This is a genomic window from Rhodococcus sp. HNM0569 (genome assembly GCF_012726205.1).
Lineage (GTDB): Bacteria > Actinomycetota > Actinomycetes > Mycobacteriales > Mycobacteriaceae > Rhodococcus_F.
In genome coordinates this window covers 48,388-73,496 of the sequence record NZ_JAASAE010000010.1, presented here as the reverse complement: position 1 = coordinate 73,496, position 25,109 = coordinate 48,388, and the positions used below count along the sequence as shown (strand labels likewise).

Below are 25,109 nucleotides of genomic sequence, written 5' to 3'. Positions count from 1 at the left end.
GTGCCGGACACTCGCTGGTCGTGATGGGATGGCAACGGCTTCGTCGCGAGAGCTGTGCGTGCGCGACGGGGCGGCCGCTCACCGCGCACCGTAGGTGCCGAGCGGCCCCGATCATCCACCCCGACCATCAGGAGACCTCCGTGGCCCCACCGAACCTCACCCGCGACCAGGCCGCCGAGCGCGCGGCGCTGCTGTCGAATCTCGAGTACGGGATCGAGCTCGACCTCACCGACGGTCGGGGTGCGCCGGGTGAGAGGACCTTCCGGTCGTCGACGACGATCCGATTCGACGCGCAGCCCGGGTCGTCGACGTTCGTCGACATCATGGCCGCAACGATCCACACCGCGAGCCTCAACGGCGCCCCACTCGACGTGAGCGCGTACGACGAGTCGACGGGCATCGCACTCCCCACGCTCGCCGAACACAACGAACTCGTCGTCGACGCGGACTGCGTGTACTCGCACACCGGCGAGGGCCTGCACCGCTTCGTCGACCCCACCGACGACGCCGTCTACCTCTACAGCCAGTTCGAGACCGCCGATGCCAAGCGCATGTTCGCGTGCTTCGACCAGCCCGACCTCAAGGCCAGGTACACGATCACGGTCACCGCACCGACCGACTGGAAGGTCGTCTCGAACTCCGCGGTCGTCGAGACGGTCGCGCCCGAGCCGGGTGTGCACCGCTTCCGCACGACGCCGCTGATGAGCACCTATCTCGTCGCGCTGATCGCCGGCCCGTACGCCGAATGGAACGACGTGTACACCGACGAGCACGGCACGATCCCGCTCGGCATCTTCTGCCGCGCGTCGCTCGCCGAGCACATGGACGCCGAGCGCCTGTTCACGGAGACGAAGCAGGGTTTCGGCTTCTACCACCGCAACTTCGGTGTGCCCTACGCCTTCGGCAAGTACGACCAACTGTTCGTCCCGGAGTTCAACGCGGGCGCGATGGAGAACGCCGGTGCCGTCACCTTCCTCGAGGACTACGTCTTCCGGTCGAAGGTGACGCGCTATCTGTACGAGCGCCGCGCCGAGACGGTCCTGCACGAGATGGCGCACATGTGGTTCGGCGATCTGGTCACGATGCGGTGGTGGGACGACCTGTGGCTCAACGAGTCGTTCGCGACGTTCGCGTCGGTGCTGTGCCAGACGGAGGCCACCGAGTACACGGGCGCATGGACGACGTTCGCGAACGTCGAGAAGTCGTGGGCCTACCGCCAGGACCAGTTGCCGTCGACCCATCCGATCGCGGCGGACATCCCCGATCTCGCGGCCGTCGAGGTGAACTTCGACGGCATCACGTACGCGAAGGGCGCCAGCGTGCTCAAGCAGCTCGTCGCGTACGTCGGTGTCGAGGCGTTCCTCGCGGGCCTGCGCGCCTACTTCGCGCAGCACGCGTTCGGCAACGCCACCTTCGACGACCTCCTGTCCGCGCTCGAGAAGTCTTCGGGCCGTGACCTTTCCGCGTGGGGCGCGCAGTGGCTGAAGACCACGGGACTCAACATCCTGCGCCCCGACTTCGACGTCGACGCCGACGGGAAGTTCACCCGCTTCGCAATCACCCAGGAAGGTGCGGCACCGGGTGCGGGCGAGTTCCGGGTGCACCGTCTCGCCGTCGGCGTGTACGACGATCAGGACGGCAAGCTCGTCCGCACGCACCGTGTCGAACTCGACCTCGACGCGGCCGCGAGCACCGACGTCCCCGAGCTCGTGGGGGCCGCACGCGGCACGCTGATCCTCGTCAACGACGACGACCTCACGTACTGCTCGATCCGGCTCGATCCGGAGTCCCTCGACACCGCGATCTCGCGCATCGGCGACATCGCCGAATCGCTTCCGCGCACGCTCGTGTGGTCGGCCGCGTGGGAGATGACCCGCCAGGCCGAGCTCAAGGCGCGCGACTTCGTGGAGCTCGTCCAGCGCGGCATCGCTGCCGAGACCGAGGTGGGCGTCGTCCAGCGCACGCTGTTGCAGGCACAGACCGCACTCGGCAGCTACGCCGAGCCGGGCTGGGCCGACGAACAGGGCTGGCCCGGGTTCGCGAACCGCCTCCTCGAACTGGCTCGCGAGGCGGAGGCCGGCTCCGACCATCAGCTCGCATTCGTGAACGCCCTCACCTCGTCGCAGCTGTCGGCATGGCATCTCGAGGTGTTGCGCGAACTGCTCGACGCCGATCCCGCGACGGTCGGGCTCGCCGGGCTGACCGTCGACACCGACCTGCGCTGGCGCATCGTCACCGCGCTCGCCGGTGCGGGCGAGATCGACGCCGACGGTCTCGAGACGCCGTTCGTCGACGCCGAGGCCGAGCGGGACAACACCGCGGCGGGTGCCCGGCACGCGGCGGCCGCGCGCGCGTCACGGCCGCAACGCGCGGTCAAGGACCAGGTGTGGGAGACCGTCGTGCACGACGACTCGGTACCCAACATCACGGCGCGGTCGATCATCGGCGGTTTCGTCGCGCCGGGACAGGACGAGCTGCTCGCGCCGTTCGTCGACCGCTACTTCGCCGACATCACGGGCGTGTGGGAACGCAGGTCGAGCGAGGTGGCGCAGACCGTCGTGATCGGCCTGTACCCGTCGTGGGCGATCACCGACGACGCCGTCGCAGCGGCCGACCGATTCCTCGACGGCGACGTGCCACCCGCGCTGCGCCGGCTGGTTCTCGAGGGCCGCGCAGGCATCGTGCGCTCGCTGGCGGCACGCACGTTCGACGCGAGCTGAGCACCCGCGCACGGGCCGTCAGTCGGGCAGGATCGGCACCGACAGCAGCGGCCCGCGGCCGACGAGGGTGCCGCGCGTGACCGCCGCGGCGCCGAACCTCGACCGCACGTCGTCGAGCGTGCGGTCGAGGTGACGCGCAGGCGTCTCGTCGAACGGCAGCTCGAGCTGCTCGACTCGCTGGTCGAGACCTGTGAGCGAGACGCCGATGAGGGTGAGCCCGTCGACGACGGCACGGGGATGGACATCGCGCAACAGTGTGCGCGCCGTCGCGAGCAGCTCGTCGGTGTCGGTGGTCGAGTGGGCGAGGGTGTGCGAGCGCGTAGCCCGTGTGTAGTCGCCGAATCGCACGCGCAACACCACCGTGCGGCATCGCCTGCCGCTGCGGCGCAGCCGTGCGGCGGTCCGTTCGACGAGCTGCGCGAGGTCCGCGTCGAGCTCGTCGAGGGTGCGGCGGTGCCGGCCCAGTGCGTGTTGCGCGCCGATCGAGCGCCGGCTGCGGCCGGTGTCGACACGACGTGGGTCGCGGGCCCACGCGAGGGCGTGCAGGTGACGCGCCGCCGCCCGGCCCAGGGTGAACGCGAGCCGGTCCTCGGGCACGTGTGCGAGTTCGCCGACCGTGCGGACACCGAGGCCGCGAAGCTTGCCCGACGTGACCGCACCGACGCCCCACAGCCTCTCGACCGGCAGCGGATGCAGGAAGTCGAGCTCACGCTCGGGGTCGACGACCAGCAATCCGTCCGGCTTCGCGACCGCGCTCGCCACCTTCGCGAGGAATTTGGTGCGCGCGATGCCGACCGTGATCGGCAGCCCCACCTCGGTCGCGACATCGGCACGCAGGCGTCGCGCGACGGCCTCGGGCGTGCCGGACACGCGTGCGAGGCCGCCGACGTCCAGGAAGGCCTCGTCGATCGAGATTCCCTCGACGAGCGGCGTGGTGCGGCGGAAGATGTCGAACACCGCCCGGCTGGCCTCGGCGTAGGCGGCCATGCGCGGCCGCACCACCACCGCCTGCGGGCACAGCCGCAGTGCGTGTGCCCCGCTCGACGCGGTGCGCACCCCGTACGCCTTCGCCTCGTAGCTGGCCGCGAGCACGACTCCCCCGCCGACCACGACGGGCCGCCCGCGCAAGGACGGGTCGTCGCGCTGCTCGACCGACGCATAGAAGGCGTCGAGATCGGCGTGAAGGATCGAGGCGTGCGAGTCGGACACGAACATATGTTCGCATCCGATGCCGACACACTCCGGAAATGCCGAACGGGCGGTGTCCGGGCATCGGCCGAGTGGCCGACCCGGACACCGCCCGTTCGAGGCAGTCCGAGGCCGAGATCAGCTCTTCGTGATCGCCCCGGTCATCACGCGCAGTGCGCTCACGAGACCGTCGATCAGATCGCCCTCACGGAAGGACGACACCGCCGCGGTGACGCCGAGTTGGGCGACACGGTCGGTGACGCGACCCGCCACGGCGCGACCGCTCCGGATCTCGACGACCCGCTGGTTCGGCAGCACCGCGATCAGCACCGAACGCTCGACGTCCGGTGTGGTGGCGAACAGCTCGTCGACCGCGGCGGCGGGATCGCCCTCGAGGTCGCCGACGAAGATGTTGAACCGCACCATCGTGGCCCGCGTCGCGTCGGTGAGCGCATCGTCGAGACGAACCAGCTGGTCGGTCGTGAACGGAAGGTCGTCGCCGAACGGCTCGCCCGCGCGGTGTACGGCGGAGATCCGCCCGCTCGACGTCACCACGCTGCCGATCGGCAGATCGCGCTGGGCCACCACTGCGTGGCCTCCGTGATCACCACTTGCCACTTGCCGAACCTCCAATCAGGTCAGCCGGGGCCGCGTCGACAGCATGGTGCCCGCCGTGGTGCGCGTGCGTGACGGGTTCGTCGACGGCGCTCCACAGCACCGGTGCATGCGTCCAGGACTGCGTCAGGCGGTACGGCTTGGGAACGGGGCCGGCGGTCTTCCTGCCCGTGAAAGACAATCCGGCGATGACTGCGGTGATCAGCAACGGGATCCCCACGTAAATCAGCACTGTCTCGAGAATGCTCACACCCGAAACGGTAGCCCAGAAGCGTCCGCGCGGAGGCGTCAGGTCGGCAATTCGACACGGACACGCAGGACGGGAGCGTCAGGCTGCGCCCTCGCCGAGGTACTGCATCCACGACGGGTGGAGTTCCTTGGTGGACGACAACAGCCGCCAGTGCGGCCCGGACGGGGGAACGAGTGGGCCGCGCAACGTCCAGCCGAGCTCGCCGAGCATCTTGTCGGCCTTGCGGTGGTTGCACGGCGCGCAGCACGCGACGCAGTTCTCCCACGAGTGGGTGCCGCCCCGGCTGCGCGGGACCACATGGTCGATGGTTTCGGCCTTGGCGCCGCAGTAGGCACAGCGGAAGCCGTCACGATGCATCAGGCCGGCCCGCGTGAGCGGGACCCGCGCCCGGTAGGGCACCCGCACGTAGTCGCGAAGTCGGATCACGGCGGGAACAGCGAGCGAGAACTCGGCGGAGTGGACGACGGGCGCGTCGGCGTCCTCGTGCACGGTGTCGGCCTTGCCGCACGCCATGAGCACGACGGCCCGGCGCGCGGGCAGTGCGGTGAGCGGCTCGTAGGTGGCATTGAGCAGCAGGACGCGCCGAGAGAACCACAACGGCGCGAGTGTGGTGGCCGAGCCCGAGCAGCCACCGGCGGTCTGCGCCACCGCACCCTGCACCGAAGCACCGCGCACCACGTCATCCCGGATCGGAACAGCCCCTGACGCGCGCCCGGCGGGCGGGCCGGCGTCAGCGGGCACGAGTTGTCGATGAGTGCGCGAAGCGTGTCGATTCTTCATACGACCTCCGGTGATCGCCACCAAGTGCACCACGATTCTCGGCGGCACGCACGTGCATTCTCGTGTGTCCTCCCCCCGCTCGGGCGGGCGACACCGTGCGTGCGTTCACCGCGTCGACCACCGCTGGTCGCCGCGCCGACGACGCGCGGTGGGCACTCGGCGCCCCGAGCGGGCAGAATGGGCAGTGCCATGACTGATGTACAGCAGACCTTCTACGAGGCCGTCGGCGGAGCCGAGACGTTCCGCGCACTCGTCGCACGCTTCTACCAGGAGGTGGCCGCCGACGAGATCCTGCGCCCGTTGTATCCGGAAGAGGATCTCGGTCCCGCCGAGCGCCGGATGCGGATGTTCCTCGAGCAGTACTGGGGCGGTCCGCACACGTACTCGGACGAACGCGGCCACCCGCGCCTGCGCATGCGACATCAGCCGTTCAAGATCGGGCCGCTCGAACGCGACGCGTGGCTGCGGTGCATGCACACGGCCATCGCGTCGATCGATTCCGAGACCCTCGACGACGCGCACCGCAGAGCGCTCGTCGACTACATGGAGATGGCCGCGGCGTCGATGGTGAATTCGCCCATCTGACGGGGTGAATCGGCCGCCCGAGTCGTGAGGTGCCGGATCGTTTGGCACGATACCGAACTATGAGTGGGTCGAATCGTGAGTGGTCGAGCAGTGAGCGAGCCGAATCGTGAGTGAGCCACGCCACCCGGACCTCCCCTCCGGGCCCGCTCCCTGGTGGCGCGAGGCGGTGTTCTACCAGATCTATCCACGGTCGTTCGCCGACGCGAACGGCGACGGCGTCGGCGATCTGGACGGCATCCGCGACAAGCTCGGTTATCTCGAACTGCTCGGCGTCGACGCGCTGTGGCTGAGCCCGGTCATGCGCTCGCCGATGGCCGACCACGGCTACGACGTGTCCGATCCACGAGACATCGACCCGCTGTTCGGCGATCTCGCCGCGATGGACGCGCTCGTGTCCGCGGCGCACGAGCGGCACATGAAGGTCACGATGGACCTCGTCCCCAACCACACGAGTGTCGAGCACGCGTGGTTCGCCGAAGCACTCGCCGCGCCGCCCGGCAGCGCGGCACGCGACCGCTACCACTTCCGCGACGGCATCGGCGACGACGGCAGCGAGCCGCCGAACAACTGGCCGAGCGTGTTCGGCGGTCCGGCGTGGACGCGGGTCACCGAACCGGACGGCACGCCCGGCCAGTGGTATCTGCATCTGTTCGCGCCCGAACAGCCGGATCTGAACTGGGAGAACGCCGACGTCGTCGCCGACCTGGAGAAGACCTTACGATTCTGGCTCGACCGCGGGATCGACGGCTTCCGCATCGACGTCGCACACGGGATGGCCAAACCCGAAGGTCTGCCGGACCACGACTGGGGCGAGCAGGGCCTGCTCACGGATACCGATGCCGATCCACGCTTCGACAACCCCGCGGTCCACGGGATCCACCGCGGCATCCGCAAGGTCCTCGACGCGTACCCGGACACGATGGCGGTCGGCGAGATCTGGGTTCGCGACAACGAACGCTTCGGCGAGTACATCCGCCCCGACGAATTGCACCTCGGTTTCAACTTCCGGCTCGCGGAGGCGGCATTCTCCGCCGACGAGGTCCGCGAGGCGATCGAGAACTCCCTCACCGCGGTGGCGCAGGTCGGCGGCACACCTACCTGGACGCTGTCCAATCACGACGTCGTCCGCGAGGTCACCCGCTACGGCGACGGCGAGACGGGACGGGCACGCGCCCGCGCGATGCTGCTGGTCGAGCTCGCCCTTCCGGGCGCCGTGTTCCTCTACAACGGATCCGAACTGGGCCTTCCGGGCGTCGATCTGCCCGACGACGCGCTGCAGGATCCGGTGTGGGAGCGGTCGGGGCACACCGAACGCGGCCGCGACGCATCGCGTGTGCCGATCCCGTGGGAAGGCGCGCAGCCGCCCTTCGGCTTCTCGCCGCCGGGCACCGAGACGTGGCTGCCGATGCCTGCCGAGTGGTCGGCGCTCACCGTCGAGGCCCAACTCGAGGACATGACGTCGATGCTCTCGCTGTACCGCACGGCGCTCGAACTGCGGGCACTGCGCCCGGAGTTCGCAGGCGACGAGATCGACTGGTACGGCAGTCCGCCCGGGTGCTTCGCATTCCGACGACGAGGCGGCGGGCTGATCTGCGTCCTCAACACCACCGACGCAGCCACGTCGCTGCCGCCCGGCGAGGTGCTGTTGTCGAGCGCCCCGCTCGCCGACGGCATGTTGCAGGCGAACGCGGCAGCGTGGCTCATCTGACGACTCAACCGACCGGGGTGAGGCTGAGCCCGGTGTCGCGCCTGCGATACACCGAGCCGTAGCGGGCGTCGACGCGCGTCCACGCACGCGACGCCCGAATGCGGACCACCTCGGTCGGCCTCGAGTCGTCGGCGCGCACGCGCGGCACGAATCCCATCGCCGACAGCGCGAAGACCATGCGCATGTCGACACCCACCGAGTCGGCGGACTCCTCGGCCGGATCCCGTCGCTCGACGGTGAGGACTTCCTGGTCGAGCAACGACGTCGGTGGACCGTGCTCGCCGTGTTCCTCCGCGAGTTCGACACCGCTGCGCGCGAGCTCGTCGAACACGTGCGCCGGCACGTCGTCGAGGTGGTCGAAACCGTCCGCGGGCGGTAGCGAGCCGCGCCACGACGAGTCGAGCGCGAACCCGGGATCGATCGGCCCGGTCCCGGCCTGCGCCGCGTGGAGCAGGTGATCGGCGCCTGCCACGATGTCGTCGGGAACGAGTTCGCCGCCGAAACTGCGCGCCGCGAGGACGTCGAAGCCCGTCGCGAACCACGCAGCGAACGAGCCGGGGCCGCGCGTCTTGAGCCGCACGACGGCGGCCTCGTCGAGACGCAGCGCCCGCGTCAGGAATGCGGCGAAGTCGGCGCGCTCGTCGGGATCGGGGATCGTCAGTCGCCGTTCATCCACGCTGCCAGCTCACAAGGTAGTCGCGCTCGGCGTCGGTGAGCCGGCGCAGTCGCTGCGTGTCGATGTCGAAGGCCGCGATCTGCGTCGACGCGACGATCGCGGGCGCCGACGCGGGCGCGGCCTTGGGCCGCACCTCGTACACGATCGTGAAGTCGACGGCGCGCACCTTCTCGATCCACATGAGCACGTCCAGCGGGGTGTCGCTGTGCCGCAACTGGCCGCGGTAGCGCACGTGCAGGTCGGCGACCACCGCTCCTTCGCGCAGGGACACGGTGGGACGGCCGTCGTCGAACAGCCACGGGATGCGCGCTTCCTCCAGGAGCGTGACCATCCGGGCGTGGTTGATGTGGTGGAAGACGTCCATGTCGGACCATCGCACCTCCACTTCGGCGTGAAAGCCGTCCGTACCCGTTCCTTCGCTCGCCACGTCCTACTCGACCTCCGATCGGGGTGCTACTCACGCACCATGCTGCGTACCTGTCGCGCCGCCACCGAGAGCGTCGCGAGGTCCAGCGTCCCAGACGCGAAGATCTCGGTGAGCGCGGACCTCGCCCGGTCGATCTTGCGCCGGTTGCGCGACTCCCAGTCCTCGATCTTCTGCGCGGCCGTCTCGTGCGACTCGGTGCCCGCCAGCATCTCCCGCGTCAGCTGACGCACCGAACCGTACAGGTCGTCGCGCAGTGCGAGCCGCGCGAGGGAATGCCACCGGTCGCCGCGCGGCAGCTGCGACACGTGCCTGAGCAGCACACCGACACCGAAGTGCGCATCGAGCGCGAAGTACAGGTCGGCGACCTCGTGCAGGTCCCTCTCGGCGATCTCCGCGAGGTCCGCGATGTCGAGGAAGGCGAACCGGTACAGCTGCCGGTACACCTCGTGCGCGAGGTCCTCCGGCGCCCCCGCGTCGACGGCGGGGCGCGCGAACTCGACGACCGCGTCACGGTGCACTTCACGCAGACATTCGTCGAGCAGCGGCGTGAGCACCGCTACCGGACCGGCATAGCGGGTGACCTCGGCGCCGACGGCGACGGGCTGCGGCCGGTGGCCGAGGAACCAGCGGGAGGCACGGTCGAGCAACCGCCCGGTCTCGAGCACGAGTGCACCCTCCGCGGCCGCGGGCATGCGTCGTGCGCGCACGCGCGCCCGTAGGCCGGCGATATCGAACACGCTCGTGACCACTGTGTGCGCGCGTACCGCGTCCGTGCCGCTCGCGCCGACGTCTTCGGCGAGCCGGAACGCATAGGTGATGCCGCCGGTGTCGATCGTGTCGTTCGCGAGCATCGTCGCGACGATCTGCCTGCGCAGCGGGTGCCGCGCGATCTGCGGGGCGAACCGGTCACGCAGCGGCGTCGGGAAGTACCGCGGCACCGTGGCCGCGAAGGTGTCGCTGTCGGGCAACTCGGTGGCCAGCAGGTCCCGTTCGAGGGCGAGCTTGACGTGCGCCATCAGGGTTGCGAGTTCGGGGGACGTGAGCTCGCCGCCGCTCGCCGAGCGACGCGCGAGTTCGTCGTCGTCCGGCAGGACATCCAGTTCCCGGTCGACCTCGCCGGATTCGACGAGTGCATCGATCTGCCTGCGCTGCACGTCGATCCGCTCGGCGGCGTTCGCCCTCGACAGGCCGAGCAGCTCGTTCTGCGACCGGTTGTCGTCGAGCACGAGCACCGCGACCTCGTCGCTCATGCTCGCCAGCAACGGATTCCGCTCGCCGGGTGCGAGAGCGCCTGCGCCGACCGCGGAGTCGAGCAGGATCTTGATGTTGACCTCGTGATCCGAGCTGTCGACGCCCGCCGAGTTGTCGACCGCGTCGGTGTTGATGCGCCCGCCTGCGCGGGCATACTCGACGCGTCCGCGCGGCGTGACGCCCAGGTTGCCCCCCTCGCCGATCACCGAGGCCCGCACCTCGACGGCGTCGACGCGCACCGCGTCGTTGCTCTTGTCCCCCACGTCCGCATGCGTCTCGTCGCTCCCCTTGACGTACGTGCCGATGCCGCCGTTCCACAGCAGTTGGACCGGCGCACGCAGCACCGCGCGCACGAGGTCGGGAGGCGACAACGCGACGACGTCCTCGGCCAGTCCGAGGGCAGCCCGTGCGGCCGGCGCGATCGGGATCGATTTCACGGTGCGCGGCCATACCCCGCCGCCGTCGCTCAGGACGGCGCGGTCGTAGTCGTCCCATGACGACCGCGGCAGCCGGAACAGCCGCTGCCGTTCGGCGAACGACGTGGCGGAGTCGGGATCGGGGTCGAGAAACACGTGGCGGTGGTCGAACGCGGCGACGAGGCGGATGTGTTCGCTGAGCAGCATGCCGTTGCCGAACACGTCGCCGCTCATGTCGCCGATGCCGACGACGGTGAAGTCCTCGCGCGCGGGGTCTACTCCCATCTCCCGGAAATGGCGCTGCACACTGACCCACGCGCCGCGTGCCGTGATCCCGAGCGCCTTGTGGTCGTAGCCGGTCGAGCCACCCGACGCGAATGCGTCCCCGAGCCAGTAACCGTACTGCGCTGCAACCGAGTTCGCGAGGTCCGAGAAGCCGGCAGTGCCCTTGTCCGCGGCCACCACCAGGTAGGTGTCGTCACCGTCCCGGCGGAGCACACGGCCGGGCGGACGGACCGTGTTGGTGGCCAGGTCGATGTCGTCGGTGATGTCGAGCAGGCCGCAGACGAAAGTTCGGTACGCCGCGACACCGGCATCGCGGACGGTCGCACGATCGTGCTCGGCGTCCCCCGTCGCCGGGGGCGAGTGCTTCACGACGAAACCGCCTTTCGCGCCACTCGGCACGATGACCGCGTTCTTGACCGCCTGTGCCTTCGCGAGTCCGAGGATCTCGGTGCGGAAGTCCTCGCGCCGGTCGGACCACCGCAGCCCTCCGCGTGCGACGTCGCCGAACCGTAGGTGCACACCCTCGACCGTGGGCGAGTACACGAAGATTTCGAACTTCGGCCGCGGGAACGGCAGTTCGTCGATCCGGTGTGGGTCGAGCTTGAGCGACAGGTAGTCGAGCGGTCGGCCGTCGGTGTCGCACCGGAAGTAGTTGGTGCGCAAAGTGGCCCGCACCAGTCCCAGCAGAGCACGCAGCACACGGTCCGCGTCGAGGCTCACGACCTCGCCGATCTCGACACTCAGCGCCGTCTCGAGTTCGGCGACGCGCTCGTCGCCCGGGCCGTCGGGATCGAACTGCGCTTCGAACAGAGCCGCAAGCATGCGGGTCGTGTCCGGGTGGGCGACCAGGATCCCCTCGATGTGGTACTGACTGTACGGAAAGGCCGCCTGCCGCAGGTACTTCGCGTACGCGCGCAGCACCGTCGCCTGACGCCACGCGAGACCGGCGCACAGCACGAGCTCGTTGAACCGGTCGGCCTCCGCACGCCCCTCCCACACCGCCGCGAAGGTGGCGGTGAACGCATCGACCCGGGCCGAGTCACCGTCGAGGACGCCGCGTGGCACGTCGAGCCCGAAATCATAGATACGGCAGGGCAATCCATCCGGCCGCACGAGCGAGTACGGTCGTTCGTCGCGCACGTCGACGCCGAGGCTCTGCAGTACCGGTAACACCTGCCCGAGCGAGACCGGCCCGCCACCGACGAACAAGCTGAAATGCCAGTCGTCGGCCCCGGTCTCGCACGCAAGGCGCACGTCGATCGCGCCGTCGGTCAGTGCGGCCACCCGCGAGATGTCCTCGAGTGCACGTTCGGCCTCGAAGTCCTCCTTGTAGGCATCGGGCAGTGCTTGCGCGTACTCCGCGACGAGACTGCCGTCGACACCCGTCCGCGTCGCGACCGCGTCCGCCAGCCGGTCGGCCCAGTTGCGGCTGATGTCGGTGAGCTGCTGTTCGAGTGCGGCGCGCGCGGCGGGCGACAGGTGCGGCGGTTCGGACACCGCACCGTCCGTCTTACGCACCGTGACGTGCAGCATCGCCAGCGCACCCTCGGTGACGCGCACCGTGTAGTCGACCGTGCCGCCGCCGAACGCGTCGGACAACGCGCGCAGCATCGCGAGGCGTACGGGCGTGGTGTACCGGTCACGCGGCAGATACACGAGACACGACACGAAGCGCCCGAACCGGTCCTCGCGTACGAACAGCCGCACCTGGCGGCGCAGCCCGACGCTGCGCACCGCACCGACCGTCTCGAGCAGCGTGTCGGTGTTGCTCGAGAACAACTCCGTGGTGGGCAGGTCCTCGAGCGTCGCGAGGATCGCCTGCCCCGAGTACGAACCCAGATCGTGCCCCGCCCGCGCGATGACCTTCCGCACGCGCCTGCCCACGAGCGGGATGTCGAGGACGTTCTCGTGCAGGGCCGACACCGTGAACACACCGAGGAACCGGTGTTCGCCGACCGCAGTGCCGTGTGCGTCGAAGATCGACACGCCCACGAAGTACGGGTACGTGACGCGGTGCACGGTCGCGGGCGTCGACCCCTGGGTCAGCACCATCAACCGGTGGTCGCGTTCGCGCGACGCGGTGCGCAGTTCGATCGCGCGGTCCTCGAAGCGATCACGGCGCAACAGCCCGAGCCCGCTGCCGGGCACGACCGCCAGACTGCGCCTGCCGTCCGCCGCGCGCTCGCCGAACTCGAGCCGGCTGTACCCGAGCACCGCATAGTTGTCCTCGGCCATCCAGCGCAGCAGCTCGGCACAGTCGGTGCGGTCGTCGTCGGTGATCTCGCTCGGCAGCGTCGCGTGGGACACCTCGTCGGCGACCGTGAGTTCGAGTTCCCGCATCGACGCGGTGTCGTGCACCACGGCGCGCACGTCCTGGACGACGCCCACCACCTCGTGCGCCAGACGCTCGAGCGCGGCGGACGCGGTCTGCGGCTCGAGCTGGAAGTGGGTCCACGACTCGGCGACCGGGGGCGGCTCGTGAGGATCGGGCGACTCGCCCGCGAACACGATGTTCGCGAGAGTGCCGCGCACGTCGCGCTGCACCGACAGGATGGGATGGACGAGCTCGGCAACCGAGATACCCAGACGCTCGAGCAGCGCGATGAGCGATTCGACGAGGAACGGCATGTCCTCGACGACGACCTGCAATGCAGGACCGAGGCCGCTGGGATCGCCGGTGCCCGACACGCGAACGCGGATCTCGTCGGATCGTCGCTCCCGCCCCAGTTCGAGATGCTCGGCGAGGACGGTGTCGGCCGATCCGTTCACGGGATTGTCGCTGTCGCCCTGGTCGATGTGACGAAAGTAGTTGCGGGCCAATATCTCCGCACGCGGCCTGAGCGTCGGGGGCAGTCCCCGGACCCAGCGGTGCGGTCGTGCGGTCTCGGTCATCGGCCCTCCAACGTCGATCGCCGCGGCTACTCCCTGCGAGAGTAGCCGCGGCGATCGGCTGAAGGTGGCGACGACGCGGTGAGTCGCCGTGTGTCAGGCCGCCTCGACCAGATGTCCGCGGAGCACGTGCAGCTCCTCGTCCGACAACGGACGCTTGCCCTGGGTGCGTAGATCGAACGCGACGAGGACACCGTCTCCGCTGCCGCACACGGCGCCGTCACGATCCTTGATCACGTGGTGCAGCGTGTACGACGACGTGCCGACGTGGAGAACGGTGATCTCGATCGCGAGGGGGCCCGACGAGTCGGTGATGGGGCGCAGGAATTCGAGGTCCATCCTGCGGACCACGAAGGGTCCGCCCGCGCCCGCGGTGCCGAGCTGGCCCGCCATGTACTCCAGGAACTGCACGCGCGCTTCCTGCATGTACTCGAGGAACATCGTGTTGTTGACGTGACCGAGACGGTCGGAGTCACCCCAACGAACCTGGACCGTGGCTGTGAACGGAGCCACGAAGGGCTTCTGTGACACGTGAATCAGTCCCTCGTGAGCTTCCGGTGCGTGACGCGGTGCGGCCGCGCGGCGTCGGGGCCGAGGCGCTCGACCTTGTTGGCTTCGTAGCCCTCGAAGTTGCCCTCGTACCAGTACCAGGACGCTTCGTTGTCCCCGTGATCGCCTTCCCACGCGAGGATGTGCGTGCACGTGCGGTCGAGGAACCAGCGGTCGTGGGAAATCACGACGGCGCAGCCCGGGAACTGCTCGAGAGCGTTCTCGAGGGAACCGAGGGTCTCGACGTCGAGGTCGTTGGTGGGCTCGTCGAGCAGGATCAGGTTGCCGCCCTGCTTGAGAGTCATCGCCAGGTTGAGCCGGTTGCGCTCGCCGCCCGACAGCACGCCCGCGGGCTTCTGCTGGTCGCCGCCCTTGAAGCCGAACGAGCTGATGTACGCACGCGACGGCATCTCGGTCTGACCGACCTGGATGAAGTCGAGACCGTCCGACACGACCTCCCACACCGTCTTGTCGGGGTCGATGCCCGCGCGGTTCTGGTCGACATAGCTGAGCTTGACCGTCTGACCGACCTTGACCTCGCCCGCGTCGGGCTCCTCGAGACCGACGATGGTCTTGAACAGCGTGGTCTTGCCGACACCGTTGGGGCCGATGACGCCGACGATGCCGTTGCGCGGCAAGGTGAACGACAGGTCCTTGATGAGCAGGCGGCCGTCGAAGCCCTTGTCGAGGTGCGAGACCTCGACGACGACGTCGCCGAGGCGCGGCGGCGCGGGGATCTGGATCTCTTCGAAGTCGAGCTTGCGCGACTTCGCGGCTTCGGCCGCCATCTCGTCGTAGCGGTCCAGACGCGCCTTGTTCTTGGCCTGGCGGGCCTTCGCGCCCGAACGGACCCACGCGAGCTCGTCCTTGAGCCGCTTCTGCAGCTTCTGGTCCTTCTTGCCCTGAACCTCGAGACGCGCGGCCTTCTGCTCCAGGTAGGTCGAGTAGTTGCCTTCGTAGCCGTGCAGCCGGCCGCGGTCGACCTCACAGATCCACTGCGCGACGTGATCGAGGAAGTACCGGTCGTGTGTCACGGCGAGGACGGCACCCGGGTAGGCCTCGAGATGCTGCTCGAGCCACTGCACGCTCTCGGCGTCGAGGTGGTTGGTGGGCTCGTCGAGCAGCAGCAGGTCGGGCTTGCTCAACAGAAGCTTGCACAGCGCCACGCGGCGCTTCTCGCCACCCGACAGGTGGGTGACCATCTCCTCCGGCGGCGGGCAGCGCAGCGCGTCCATCGCCTGCTCGAGCTGCGAGTCGATCTCCCACGCGTCGGCGTGGTCGAGCTTCTCCTGCAGCTCACCCATCTCCTCCATGAGTTCGTCGGAGTAGTCGGTAGCCATCTGCTCGGCGATCTCGTTGTACCGCTTGAGCTGCACCATGACCTCGCCCATGCCGTCCTCGACGTTTTCGCGGACGGTCTTGGTCTCGTCCAACTGCGGTTCCTGCTCGAGGATGCCGACGGTCGAACCCGGCGCGAGGAACGCCTCGCCGTTGCCGGGCTGGTCGAGGCCGGCCATGATGCGCAGGATGCTGGACTTGCCCGCGCCGTTCGGGCCGACGACGCCGATCTTGGCGCCCGGGTAGAAGCTCATCGTGACGTCGTCGAGGATGACCTTGTCGCCGTGCGCCTTGCGCACCTTCTTCATCGTGTAAATGAACTCGGGCACTCTCGGAGTCTCCTAGTCAGGGCTTGGGGCTGGCGTTGCCGGCGGGATGACGAACTACCAGGTCACGACGGACACCGGCAGTGCACGACAGGAACCGACCCCCGCGTGCGGCGAACACCGCGCGGGGGCCTCCAGCCGTGCTCGACCGATTGTCCAGCGGCAGTCGTCGGTCCGGTCTCGGGACGAGTCTACCCGCGCGGCCCCTGCACGCTCACGCGGCGTCGGCGGGCGCCGACGCCGCCTCGGGCCCCTGCTGGTCGTCCGCACTGTTGCCATCCGCACCGGCCGGCTCGACGCGTGTGCGCGGCCGCCGATCGAGCGTGGCCGCGCACCGGCCCAGGTCGGGGCCGACGGCCACCGCGCGCATCTCCAGGTCCGCACGCGGCGTGCCGTCCTTCGCGGTGTACTCGTTGGTGCGCAGGTCGCCGTGCGCCAGCACCGGATCGCCCTTCATGATCGACGCGCCGACCCCCTTCACGAGACGCCGCCAGCACGTGACCGTCAGGTACAGCGTGCCGCCGTCCACCCATTCCTCCGACGCGAAGTCACGCCGGCGCACAGTGCTCGCCATGCGGAAGCTGAGCACTTCCTCACCGCTCGCGGTGTGCCTCTTGACCGGATTCGTCACGACCGTCCCCACGACGGTGGTGTACGTCTCGTACATGTCGGTTCCCCCAGTTCGTGCCGTCGATGCGCCGGACGCTCTCCGACGTCCCCGACAGCGTCGCGCGTGCGACGACACGTACGGAAGCAGCGACGCGCAACTGGGGATACGCGAGGCGCCCTGGGGAAGACCCCCTCGATCCCGCATGCCCTGTCACACCCTCGTGCTAGCTGCCCGCTTCGCGGTCACGGCATCTCAGCGGCCCGCTTCGCGGTCACGGCATCTCAGCGGCCCGCTTCGCGGTCACGGCGCGCCAACTCGGCGAACATCGCATTGTGCGCCGCGAGTTCGGCGTCGTCGTCGCGCTCGGCCGCGCGGTCGGTGCGTCGAGCAGTGCGCGCGTCGCTGCGCGACCACTGCACGACGAGCGCGAGCATCACGATGACCAGCGGAATCTCGCCGGTAGCCCACGCGATCGAGCCTCCGAGCTTCTGATCGTCGAGCAGATCGCCGTTCCAGCCGAGGCCCAGCGAACGGTAGAACCACTCCCCCATCACCGTCGTCATACTCATGAGCGCGATACCGAAGAACGCGTGGAACGGCAGCGATCCGAACACCATTGCGAGCTTGGTGACCGGCTGGAGCGGCCTCGGCGACGGATCGACACCGATCGCGACCCAGTAGAACAGGTAGCCGCTCGCGAGGAAGTGGAAGTTCATCAGCACGTGGGCAGTGTGCGAATCGAGCGTCGCGCCGAAGACTCCGCCCAGGTACAGCGCGTAGAAACCGCCGACGAAGAGCACCGCCGCGACGATCGGGTGCGTGAGGAACCGCGAGTACCTGCTGTGCAGGGCGATCAGGATCCACTCGCGAAGCCCCGGCGCACCGTCCTTGCCCGCAGGTGAGAGGCTGCGCAGCGCGAGTGTGACCGGTGCGCCCAGCACCAGCAGTACGGGAGCGAGCATCGACAGGGCCATGTGCCCGGCCATGTGCACGCTGAACACCGCCGACGCGTACCGGCCGACTCCCGAGGACGTCGTGACGAGCAACACGAGGCACCCGAGCACCCACGAGACGGTGCGGCCGATCGGCCACGAGTCGCCACGACGGTGGAGCTTCACCACCGAGACGACGTACACGGCGGCCATCACGAGCGCCGCAGTGCCGAACAGCAGGTCGAACCGCCATTCCGTCACCATCCGCGCGAACGTCGGCGGTCCGGACAGGTTGTAGCCGAGTTCGACTTCGGTGAGCGTCGGCGGCGCCGACGGCGCGGGCGGCGGGGTGCGGCCGAGACCGACCGCCAGACCGATGGTCGCGGCGAACAGGATCACCTCGGCGCTCGCGAACCGGACCAACGCCGACCTGCTGGTGGGATCGGCCGCGAGGGCGGGCAGCGCGCTGCGGCGCTGCGCCCAACCGAACACACCGAGCAGGACGAGAGCGACGGCCTTCGCGACCACGAGACGTCCGTAGGTGGTGCCGAACAGGTCGCCGAGAGGCACGCGCACCAGCGCGTTGATCACGCCGCTCGCGCCCATCACGACGAAGCACCAGAGCGCGACCGTCGAGAACCTGCGCGCCGCGAGGTCGGTGAACGCGCCGCGACGACGGGCGTGCGCGAGCAGTGCGAACAGGCCACCCGCCCAGAGCGACGCGGCGACGAGGTGCAGGATCAGGCTGTTCGTTGCGATGTCGTGTGCTCCGCCCGACGACGAATGCCCGGACAGCGCGAGCGGCATGAGCCCCAGGACAGCGACGGCGAGCACGAGCGGGGTCCACCACCACCGCAGCGCGAGCCGCGCAGCAATCGCGACGACGACCGCGATGATCGCCGTCCACCGCCATGCGCTCGCGGTTTCGACCTCGCCGATCGCCGAGAACAGGTTCGACGGCTGCACGGCCGTCGAGAACGGCTGGCCGGACGTGTCCGACAGGGTGAGCGGCACGAGCACGGCCGAGCACGCCGCCCACACGATCGCCGCGTGCGATGCGGTGCGGGTGGCGCGGTAACCGTCGACGTCGAGCACACCCGACTTCTGCGGCGGCACGAAGAACGCGGCGAGCAGCAGTGACCCGATCGCGACGACCGCCGCGATCTCGGCGATCGCCCGCACCGCGGGCAGCCCGTAGGTGGTGACGGGGCCAGGATCGGGGATGCCGAGCAGAACGAGCGCTTCGGATGCCGACAGTGCGACGACGAGCGCCGCGACCAGACCCGCGATCGCCCCCGCGACGACGAAGACGCCGCCGGTACCCGCGCGCGGACCGGACGCCGTGTCGGTGTCCGCGGTCACGTCGGGACGGTCGAGGTCACGTGTAGCCATGACTACCAGGGTAAGGCGTTGCCTGCACTGTCTACGACGCGGCGTCGGAGGCCATGGGCGCTGTGGTGCCCCCGGCAGGATTCGAACCTGCGACCGAGAGATTAGAAGGCTCTTGCTCTATCCCCTGAGCTACGGAGGCGCGGTGCAGATCTTACCCGGTCGACGTCGGCGCCCTCACCGCCCGGGTGTCCGCGTCGTCGCACAGGTTTCCGCCTCGACACACCGCGTGCGGGCTGCCCGAAAACCGCGTGTCGACGCCGAAAGCGCTGTGGCCTGTGCGGCGGAACGTGTGGATCAGTCGCGAGCCGCGTCGCGTAGTGGCGTGTGTTCCTCGCCCGCCGCCTCGTCCGCGTCGGGTCCGAGGCCGTCGCCGGCTGCGGGATCGTCGTCGCGGGCGCGCCGGGCGGCCTCGCGCATCTCGATGCCGTCGGAGATCCAGTCGCCCACCTCGCGGGTGACGTCGCGGACGGCCCCCGTGACGATGGTCGCGATACGGCCGACGTGCGTGGCGGCGGACTCCGTGATCTCCTGCACGGTGTCCTTGCGTCGTTCGAACTTGCCGACCATGGCGAACACCTCTCAGGCTGCGGTTTTCCGTCGTTCGACGATAACATCGGGCGTCGGCTTCGACGGAAACACGAAATCCGGCAGTGCAAGTTCGAAGATCTTGCCCCACACCGAGCTCACCTGTTTCGTCAACCCTCCCGTGTTGTACGGCAGCCCGTGCCGTGCGCACAGCTCGCGCACCTCCGGCGCCATCCGGGGGTAACGGTAGGCGGGCAGATCCGGGAACAGGTGGTGCTCGATCTGGTGCGACAGGTTGCCCGACAGGACGTGGAACAGCGGGCTGCCGCTGATGTTCGCGCTGCCGAGCATCTGCCGCACGTACCACTCACCGCGCGTCTCGTCGGCCGTCTCGTCCTCGGTGAACGTCTGCACACCGGACGGGAAGTGGCCGCAGAAGATGATCGAGTACGCCCACACGTTGCGCACGAGGTTGGCCGTCACATTGCCGAGCAGAGTCGGGACGAACAGCGGACCGGTCAGCGCCGGAAAGACGACGTAGTCCTTGAGGACCTGCCTACCTGCCTTGCGCCACCAACCTTTGACCAGCGGCTTGACGTCGGACCAGCGGCGCTTGCCCTGGACGACGTTCTCGGCCTCGAGGTCGTGCAGCATGACGCCCCACTCGAACAGCATCATGAGCGCGAACGCCCACACCGGGTTGCCGAGGTAGTAGGGATTCCACTTCTGCCCCTGGTCCATCCGCAGGATGCCGTATCCGATGTCGCGATCGCGGCCCAGAATGTTGGTGTACGTGTGGTGCATGTAATTGTGCGAGTGCTTCCACTGGTCGGCGGGGCACACGGTGTCCCACTCGAAGACCCGCGAGTTGAAATCGGGCTCGCGCATCCAGTCGTACTGGCCGTGCATCACGTTGTGCCCGATCTCCATGTTGTCGAGAATCTTCGACAGACTCAGCGCCGCGACACCACCGAGCCATGCGGGCGGGAAGAAGCCGAGGAACAACAAGCCACGGCCGACTACTTCGAGGCCACGCTGTGTCTTGACGATGCGGTAGATGTACTCGCGGTCCTCGGCGCCGAGTTCGGCGACCATGCGGTCGCGCAGCGCGTCGAGTTCACGTCCGATCTCCTCGACCTGCTCGTGCGTCAGCACCACGGGCTCGCCGGACATGTGGCCGTCGGGCCGCAGAGCGGGCAACGGCGCCGGCTGCGGCTCACGACCGGAACGGCCGAGGAAGGGCAGGAACGAGAGGGATAGTCCGAACATGTCGTCCTCCGTGTCGTCGAGAGGTGCAGGGTTGTCGAGAGGGGCAGATGTCGAGATCGGCCGGGCGGGCAGGGGTTGGACGTCGAGTGTCAGACGTCGAGTTCGACGTCTCCCACCGGAACCGAGATGCACAGTTGGACGGGGCGATCCGGTTCCGCGTCGATCTCGCCGGTGCGCACATTCCGCGTGCTGCCGGTCTTCTTGGTCGCAGTGCACGAGAAGCAGATGCCCATGCGGCAGCCGAACTCGGGACTCAGCCCCGCGGCCTCGGCCTGCTCGAGGATCGTGTTCCCGTTGTTGTCGGCCCGTACGCCGCTGCGCGCGAAGCACACCTGACCGTCGGCGTCCGGATCGGCGGCCGGTGCTTGCGCGGCGAATTCCTCGGTGTGCACGCGATGTTCGAGGCCGAGTTCACGGTAGTAGGCCCGCACCGCTTCGGTGAGCGCGTGCGGCCCGCAGATGTAGGTCTCGGCCTCACGATGTCCCGGCGCGACGGCGTCGAGGTGTGCGCCGTCGAACCTGCCGTGGACCCGGGTGCCGCCAGGCGCTGAACCGTCCTGATCCGTGTCGCCCTGGTAGCCGTACACGATGTGCACATTCGCGCGCGCACCGAGCTCGGCGAGCTCCCGGCGGTACGGGATATCGTCGGATCCCGCGCAATAGTGCACGAATGTAACGTTTCCGTCGTAGTTCTCGTCGACGAGTGTGCGCACCATCGACATCATCGGAGTGATGCCGCTGCCGCCGCTGAGCAACACGATCTCACGGGGCCGCGGGCGGGGCAGGACGAACACCCCGTCTGCCGCCGACAGATCGAGCACCTGACCGACCGCGGCGTTGTCGCGAAGATGACGCGACACGAAGCCGTCGACGTGTGCCTTGACGGTCAGCTCGAGCACTCCGGGCTCGGTCGCCGAATTCGCGGGCGAGTAGCACCGCGTATGCCGCACGCCGTCGATCACCACTCCGACCTGGACGAACTGGCCAGCTTCGAAGCCGGACCAGCGGCGCGTCGGCCGCAGCGTGAGCGTCACGGCGGATGCCGTGCGGTGTTCGACGCGCACGATCTCGGCGCGAATGTCGCGCACCCGCAGCAACGGGTCGACGAGCTCGAGATAGCGATCCACGTGGTGCGGCGTCGTCATCGCGGCCAGCAGCGAGGCGCCGGGGATCCGGCGGCTCCGGCGCAACGCGAATGCGGTCTCGTGGGGCGTGACGGTCACGGCGTCCTCCCGAGCTCGAGTAGGCGAGAATTTCAGTGCACATCCGTACACTGGCTTGAGTCTTGCAGATGCACCGACGGAAGTGTCAAGGGTTGTGACGGCGGACACACACGCCTCGGGTGCCGGTCCCGGCCGCCGGAACACCGTTTTGCGGAAAGGAGGATGCGCGTGAATACAATCGCCGGCGTGAGCGAATCCCGCGCCGAACGCAAGGAGCGCACGCGCCGTGCACTTCTCGACGGCACGCTCGACCTGATGGCCGACCGAAGCTTCTCGGGTGTGAGCCTGCGGGAGGTCGCGCGCGCGGCGGACATCGTGCCCACCGCGTTCTACCGGCATTTCGCCTCGCTCGAAGAACTCGGCGTCGTCCTCGTCGAACAGAGCATGCGCGTGCTGCGCCAGATGCTGCGCGACGCACGTCGCACCCCGGGCACCCGCACCGCGTCCGAATCGCTGCAGATCCTCGTGCGCCACGTCCGCACGCACCCCGCGCAGTTCCGCTTCCTCACACGCGAGCGCTACGGCGGCGTCCGCGAGATCCGGCGCGCGATCGAGACCGAGATGCGAGTGTTCGTCAGCGAACTGACCGTCGACCTCGCCCGGGTGCCCGCACTCGCCGAATGGTCGAACGAGGACCTCGAAGCGGCGGCAGACCTCATCGTCGCGACCGGCGCAGCCACCGTGGCGGAGCTCCTCGAGATCGACCGCCCCGGCAGCCCCCGCGAAAGCGACGTCGTCGCCAAGGCCGAGAAGCAGATGCGATTGATCCTGCTGGGGATGTCTGCGTGGGATCCGAACCGTCACGCGTGAAGCCCGTACGGTGGGGCCATGGGTAGCGAACACACAGCCTCCCCCGACGAATCGAGCGCGGCGCCGACCTCGGTTCCGGTCGGAGAGTTCACCTTCCGAGTCCGGTTCGACGGCCCGCAGGACGGCCCGCCCGTCGTGCTGCTGCACGGCTTTCCCACCACCCACCGGTCGTGGGACGCCGTCACCCCACTGCTCACCGCGGAGGGCCTACGGACGATCGCACCCGACCAACGCGGGTACTCACCGGACGCACGGCCCGCCGACGTCGCCGACTACGACGTCGAACACCTCGCGGGCGATGTCGTCGGCCTGCTCGACGCGCTCGGTCTCGAAACGGCTCACGTCGTGGGGCACGACTGGGGCGCCGTCGTCGCGTGGGTGACGGCAGCCCGTCACCCCGAAAGGGTCTCCCGCCTCACAGCGCTGTCCGTGCCGCACCCCGCGGCATACAGTTGGGCGGTACGCGAAGACGCCGACCAACGCGAACGCGCGTCGTACATCTCCCTGCTGCGTCAGCGCGGCAAGGCCGAGCACGTGCTGCTCGACGACGGCGCCCGCCGCCTGCGAGCGATGTACGGAGACTCGATGCCCGACGAGTACGTCGAGGCGTATCTCGACGTACTGGCCGATCCGGACGCACTCACCGCGGCACTCGCGTGGTACCGCTCGATGGGCCGGGAGCTCGAGGCCACCCCTGCGGTGGCGATGCCCACGACGTTCGTGTGGTCGTCCTCGGACGTCGCGATCGGTCGCGCGGGTGCGCAACGTTGCCACGAGTTCGTCGATGCGCCCTACCGATTCGTCGAAGTGACCGGCTCTCACTGGATTCCGGAAGAGCAACCGCGTCGTGTCGCCGACGCGGTGCTCACGCCGTTCGACTGAACCGTCCTATCCCGCTTCGGTGTCGGCGGCGACGTAGGCCGTGTCGCCACGGGGCGCCGGGACGGCCAGCAGCGCGGCGAGTCCCACACCGAGAACGACGAGCAAGCCTGCGATGCCGGCGCGGTCGGCATCGAACAGCCACACGAACAGCCCGAACAGGGCGGGCGCGAGGAAGGACACAGCACGGCCTGTCGTGGCGTACAGCCCGAACAACTGGCCTTCGCGGCCGGGTGGGGTGATGCGCGCGAGGAAGGTGCGCGACGACGACTGTGCGGGACCGACGAACAGGCAGAGCACGAGACCGAACACCCAGAACATCGTCGGGCCGGACACGGCGAGCAGCACGAGGCCCGCGGCCATCATCGCGACGAGGGACACCACGATGACGGCCTTCGGCCCGACCCGGTCGTCGATTCGGCCGGCACACAGGGCGCCCGCCGCGGCGAGCACATTCGCCGCGACACCGAACAGCAGCACGTCTCCCGACGCGATGTCGTACACCGTGACCGCGAGCACCGCACCGAAGGTGAACACGCCTGCGAGCCCGTCGCGGAAGATCGCACTGGCGACGAGGAAGCCCACAGTGCGCCGGTCGGCCGCCCACAGCTCGCGCACGTCGCGCCACAGCACCGCATACGATCCCAGGAATCCGACCTTGTCCGCTCCCGGATCGGCTGCGGTGCGCGGTACCTCGGGCACCGCGAACAGCACCGGAAGCGCGAACACCCCGAACCACACGGCCGCGAGCAACACCACGATGCGGATGTTGAGCCCGCCCTCGGTGGTGACCCCGAGCAGACCGCGCGTGTCGCCGTCGCCCGCGATGAAGCCGACGTACGCCACGAGCAACAGCACGATGCCACCGAAATAACCCATCGCCCAGCCGAAGCCGGAGACGCGGCCGATCGTGGCGGGCGTCGACACCTGACGCAGCATCGAGTTGTAGGGCACTTCAGCCACCTCGAACAGCACCGAACCGACCGCCAGGAGCACGAGTCCGAGCCACAGGTACTCGTGCGTGTCACGCACGAAGAACATCGCGGCCATGCACGCGACGGTCGCGAAGGTGAGCACCCCGAGCGCGCGTTTGCGTCGACCCACGGCGTCGAAGCGCTGCCCGGATACCGGCGCGAGCACCGAGACGAACACCCCCGCGACCGCGAGCGACCAGCCGAGCCAGGTGCTCGCGGAGATCGAGCCCGGCAGATCGTCGCCGACCGCGTCGGTGAGATACACCGAGAAGACGAACGTGACGATCACCGCGTTGAACGCCGCCGAACCCCAGTCCCACGAGCCCCACGCCGCGACCTGCCGCCGGGTCGCCGCGCGCCCGATGCCTGCCCGCACGCCCACATCTGCTGCCATGCGCGTGAGCCTATGGCGTCGGCGCGCGCTGTACGCCCCGGCACGGCACGGGCGTGCCGCCGACCGGATCAGCCCGGTCGCGGGTGATCGACACCCCC

20 protein-coding genes and 1 tRNA gene are annotated in these 25,109 nt (G+C 69.1%); 5 read left to right on the top strand and 16 right to left on the bottom strand.

Annotated features, from left to right (window positions below):
* Nucleotides 1–140: 140 nt before the first annotated feature.
* A complete protein-coding gene (pepN, locus tag HCA44_RS14605) occupies nt 141–2,720 on the top strand; it encodes an aminopeptidase N (RefSeq protein ID WP_169649602.1) in 2,580 nt (859 codons plus the stop codon).
* 18 nt (nt 2,721–2,738) lie between these two features.
* Here the strand turns inward: pepN and dinB are convergent, their stop codons facing one another.
* From dinB to HCA44_RS14585, 4 genes are all read right to left on the bottom strand, one after another.
* Nucleotides 2,739–3,935, bottom strand: a complete 1,197-nt coding sequence (gene dinB, locus HCA44_RS14600; RefSeq protein WP_169649600.1) for a DNA polymerase IV — start codon at nt 3,933–3,935, stop codon at nt 2,739–2,741.
* 111 nt (nt 3,936–4,046) lie between these two features.
* On the bottom strand, nt 4,047–4,526 hold the full coding sequence (locus HCA44_RS14595) for a DUF5130 domain-containing protein (protein WP_169649591.1): 480 nt from the start codon (nt 4,524–4,526) through the stop codon (nt 4,047–4,049).
* Nucleotides 4,513–4,773 (bottom strand): hypothetical protein, encoded by a 261-nt coding sequence (locus HCA44_RS14590; RefSeq protein WP_169649589.1) that lies wholly within the window; start codon nt 4,771–4,773, stop codon nt 4,513–4,515. Before HCA44_RS14590 ends, HCA44_RS14595 begins: the two co-directional genes overlap by 14 nt.
* 78 nt (nt 4,774–4,851) lie before the next feature.
* A complete protein-coding gene (locus HCA44_RS14585) occupies nt 4,852–5,553 on the bottom strand; it encodes an HNH endonuclease (RefSeq protein WP_169649588.1) in 702 nt (233 codons plus the stop codon).
* A 189-nt stretch (nt 5,554–5,742) separates the two neighbouring features.
* Between HCA44_RS14585 and HCA44_RS14580 the strand changes: the two genes are divergently transcribed.
* Entirely contained in the window at nt 5,743–6,138 is a 396-nt protein-coding gene (locus HCA44_RS14580) for a globin (protein WP_169649586.1), read from the top strand.
* 106 nt (nt 6,139–6,244) lie between these two features.
* Nucleotides 6,245–7,846, top strand: coding sequence for an alpha-amylase family glycosyl hydrolase (locus tag HCA44_RS14575; RefSeq protein WP_346764734.1), 1,602 nt, complete (start codon nt 6,245–6,247; stop codon nt 7,844–7,846).
* Between the two features lie 4 nt (nt 7,847–7,850).
* On the opposite strand, the gene HCA44_RS14570 is transcribed toward HCA44_RS14575, so the two are convergent.
* From HCA44_RS14570 to HCA44_RS14520, 11 genes are all read right to left on the bottom strand, one after another.
* Nucleotides 7,851–8,522 carry a hypothetical protein gene (locus HCA44_RS14570; protein WP_169649584.1) on the bottom strand — a complete coding sequence of 224 codons (672 nt, stop codon included), beginning with the start codon at nt 8,520–8,522 and terminating at the stop codon, nt 7,851–7,853.
* Entirely contained in the window at nt 8,515–8,949 is a 435-nt protein-coding gene (locus HCA44_RS14565; protein WP_346764733.1) for a thioesterase family protein, read from the bottom strand. Before HCA44_RS14565 ends, HCA44_RS14570 begins: the two co-directional genes overlap by 8 nt.
* 26 nt (nt 8,950–8,975) lie before the next feature.
* Nucleotides 8,976–13,793, bottom strand: coding sequence for an NAD-glutamate dehydrogenase (locus HCA44_RS14560; RefSeq protein WP_169649582.1), 4,818 nt, complete (start codon nt 13,791–13,793; stop codon nt 8,976–8,978).
* Nucleotides 13,794–13,886: 93 nt separating this feature from the next.
* Complete coding sequence (locus HCA44_RS14555; RefSeq protein ID WP_346764732.1) at nt 13,887–14,303, bottom strand: acyl-CoA thioesterase; 417 nt, start codon at nt 14,301–14,303, stop codon at nt 13,887–13,889.
* A gap of 23 nt (nt 14,304–14,326) precedes the next feature.
* Nucleotides 14,327–16,006, bottom strand: a complete 1,680-nt coding sequence (gene ettA, locus HCA44_RS14550; RefSeq protein ID WP_169649580.1) for an energy-dependent translational throttle protein EttA — start codon at nt 16,004–16,006, stop codon at nt 14,327–14,329.
* Between the two features lie 211 nt (nt 16,007–16,217).
* Complete coding sequence (locus HCA44_RS14545) at nt 16,218–16,670, bottom strand: single-stranded DNA-binding protein (protein ID WP_169649578.1); 453 nt, start codon at nt 16,668–16,670, stop codon at nt 16,218–16,220.
* A gap of 224 nt (nt 16,671–16,894) precedes the next feature.
* The gene (locus HCA44_RS14540; protein ID WP_169649576.1) at nt 16,895–18,937 is read right to left on the bottom strand and encodes a cytochrome c oxidase assembly protein; all 2,043 of its coding nucleotides are present in this window, start codon (nt 18,935–18,937) and stop codon (nt 16,895–16,897) included.
* 63 nt (nt 18,938–19,000) lie between these two features.
* Nucleotides 19,001–19,076, bottom strand: a tRNA-Arg gene (locus HCA44_RS14535).
* A gap of 155 nt (nt 19,077–19,231) precedes the next feature.
* Complete coding sequence (locus HCA44_RS14530) at nt 19,232–19,504, bottom strand: hypothetical protein (protein ID WP_169649575.1); 273 nt, start codon at nt 19,502–19,504, stop codon at nt 19,232–19,234.
* Between the two features lie 12 nt (nt 19,505–19,516).
* Nucleotides 19,517–20,731: an acyl-CoA desaturase gene (locus HCA44_RS14525; protein ID WP_169649573.1), complete on the bottom strand. Its 1,215-nt coding sequence runs from the start codon at nt 20,729–20,731 to the stop codon at nt 19,517–19,519.
* A gap of 89 nt (nt 20,732–20,820) precedes the next feature.
* Nucleotides 20,821–21,876 carry a ferredoxin reductase gene (locus HCA44_RS14520; protein ID WP_169649757.1) on the bottom strand — a complete coding sequence of 352 codons (1,056 nt, stop codon included), beginning with the start codon at nt 21,874–21,876 and terminating at the stop codon, nt 20,821–20,823.
* 240 nt (nt 21,877–22,116) lie between these two features.
* On the opposite strand from HCA44_RS14520, the gene HCA44_RS14515 reads away from it, so the two are divergent.
* Both HCA44_RS14515 and HCA44_RS14510 read left to right on the top strand, forming a co-directional pair.
* Complete coding sequence (locus HCA44_RS14515; protein WP_169649571.1) at nt 22,117–22,764, top strand: TetR family transcriptional regulator; 648 nt, start codon at nt 22,117–22,119, stop codon at nt 22,762–22,764.
* A gap of 18 nt (nt 22,765–22,782) precedes the next feature.
* The gene (locus tag HCA44_RS14510; protein ID WP_169649569.1) at nt 22,783–23,646 is read left to right on the top strand and encodes an alpha/beta hydrolase; all 864 of its coding nucleotides are present in this window, start codon (nt 22,783–22,785) and stop codon (nt 23,644–23,646) included.
* Between the two features lie 6 nt (nt 23,647–23,652).
* Here HCA44_RS14510 and HCA44_RS14505 read toward each other — a convergent pair whose 3' ends face one another.
* On the bottom strand, nt 23,653–25,011 hold the full coding sequence (locus tag HCA44_RS14505) for an MFS transporter (RefSeq protein WP_169649567.1): 1,359 nt from the start codon (nt 25,009–25,011) through the stop codon (nt 23,653–23,655).
* Nucleotides 25,012–25,109 lie beyond the last annotated feature (98 nt).

Bases quoted from the DNA above. Each gene is read 5' to 3' on its own strand.
- HCA44_RS14505 (WP_169649567.1), bottom strand. From the start codon at position 25,011: ATGGCAGCAGATGTGGGCGTGCGGGCAGGCATCGGGCGCGCGGCGACC.
- HCA44_RS14540 (WP_169649576.1), bottom strand. From the start codon at position 18,937: ATGGCTACACGTGACCTCGACCGTCCCGACGTGACCGCGGACACCGAC.
- HCA44_RS14510 (WP_169649569.1), top strand. From the start codon at position 22,783: ATGGGTAGCGAACACACAGCCTCCCCCGACGAATCGAGCGCGGCGCCG.
- HCA44_RS14530 (WP_169649575.1), bottom strand. From the start codon at position 19,504: ATGGTCGGCAAGTTCGAACGACGCAAGGACACCGTGCAGGAGATCACG.
- dinB (WP_169649600.1), bottom strand. From the start codon at position 3,935: ATGTTCGTGTCCGACTCGCACGCCTCGATCCTTCACGCCGATCTCGAC.
- HCA44_RS14585 (WP_169649588.1), bottom strand. From the start codon at position 5,553: ATGAAGAATCGACACGCTTCGCGCACTCATCGACAACTCGTGCCCGCT.
- HCA44_RS14560 (WP_169649582.1), bottom strand. From the start codon at position 13,793: ATGACCGAGACCGCACGACCGCACCGCTGGGTCCGGGGACTGCCCCCG.
- HCA44_RS14515 (WP_169649571.1), top strand. From the start codon at position 22,117: ATGCGCGTGAATACAATCGCCGGCGTGAGCGAATCCCGCGCCGAACGC.
- HCA44_RS14520 (WP_169649757.1), bottom strand. From the start codon at position 21,876: ATGACGACGCCGCACCACGTGGATCGCTATCTCGAGCTCGTCGACCCG.
- HCA44_RS14545 (WP_169649578.1), bottom strand. From the start codon at position 16,670: ATGTACGAGACGTACACCACCGTCGTGGGGACGGTCGTGACGAATCCG.
- HCA44_RS14580 (WP_169649586.1), top strand. From the start codon at position 5,743: ATGACTGATGTACAGCAGACCTTCTACGAGGCCGTCGGCGGAGCCGAG.
- HCA44_RS14525 (WP_169649573.1), bottom strand. From the start codon at position 20,731: ATGTTCGGACTATCCCTCTCGTTCCTGCCCTTCCTCGGCCGTTCCGGT.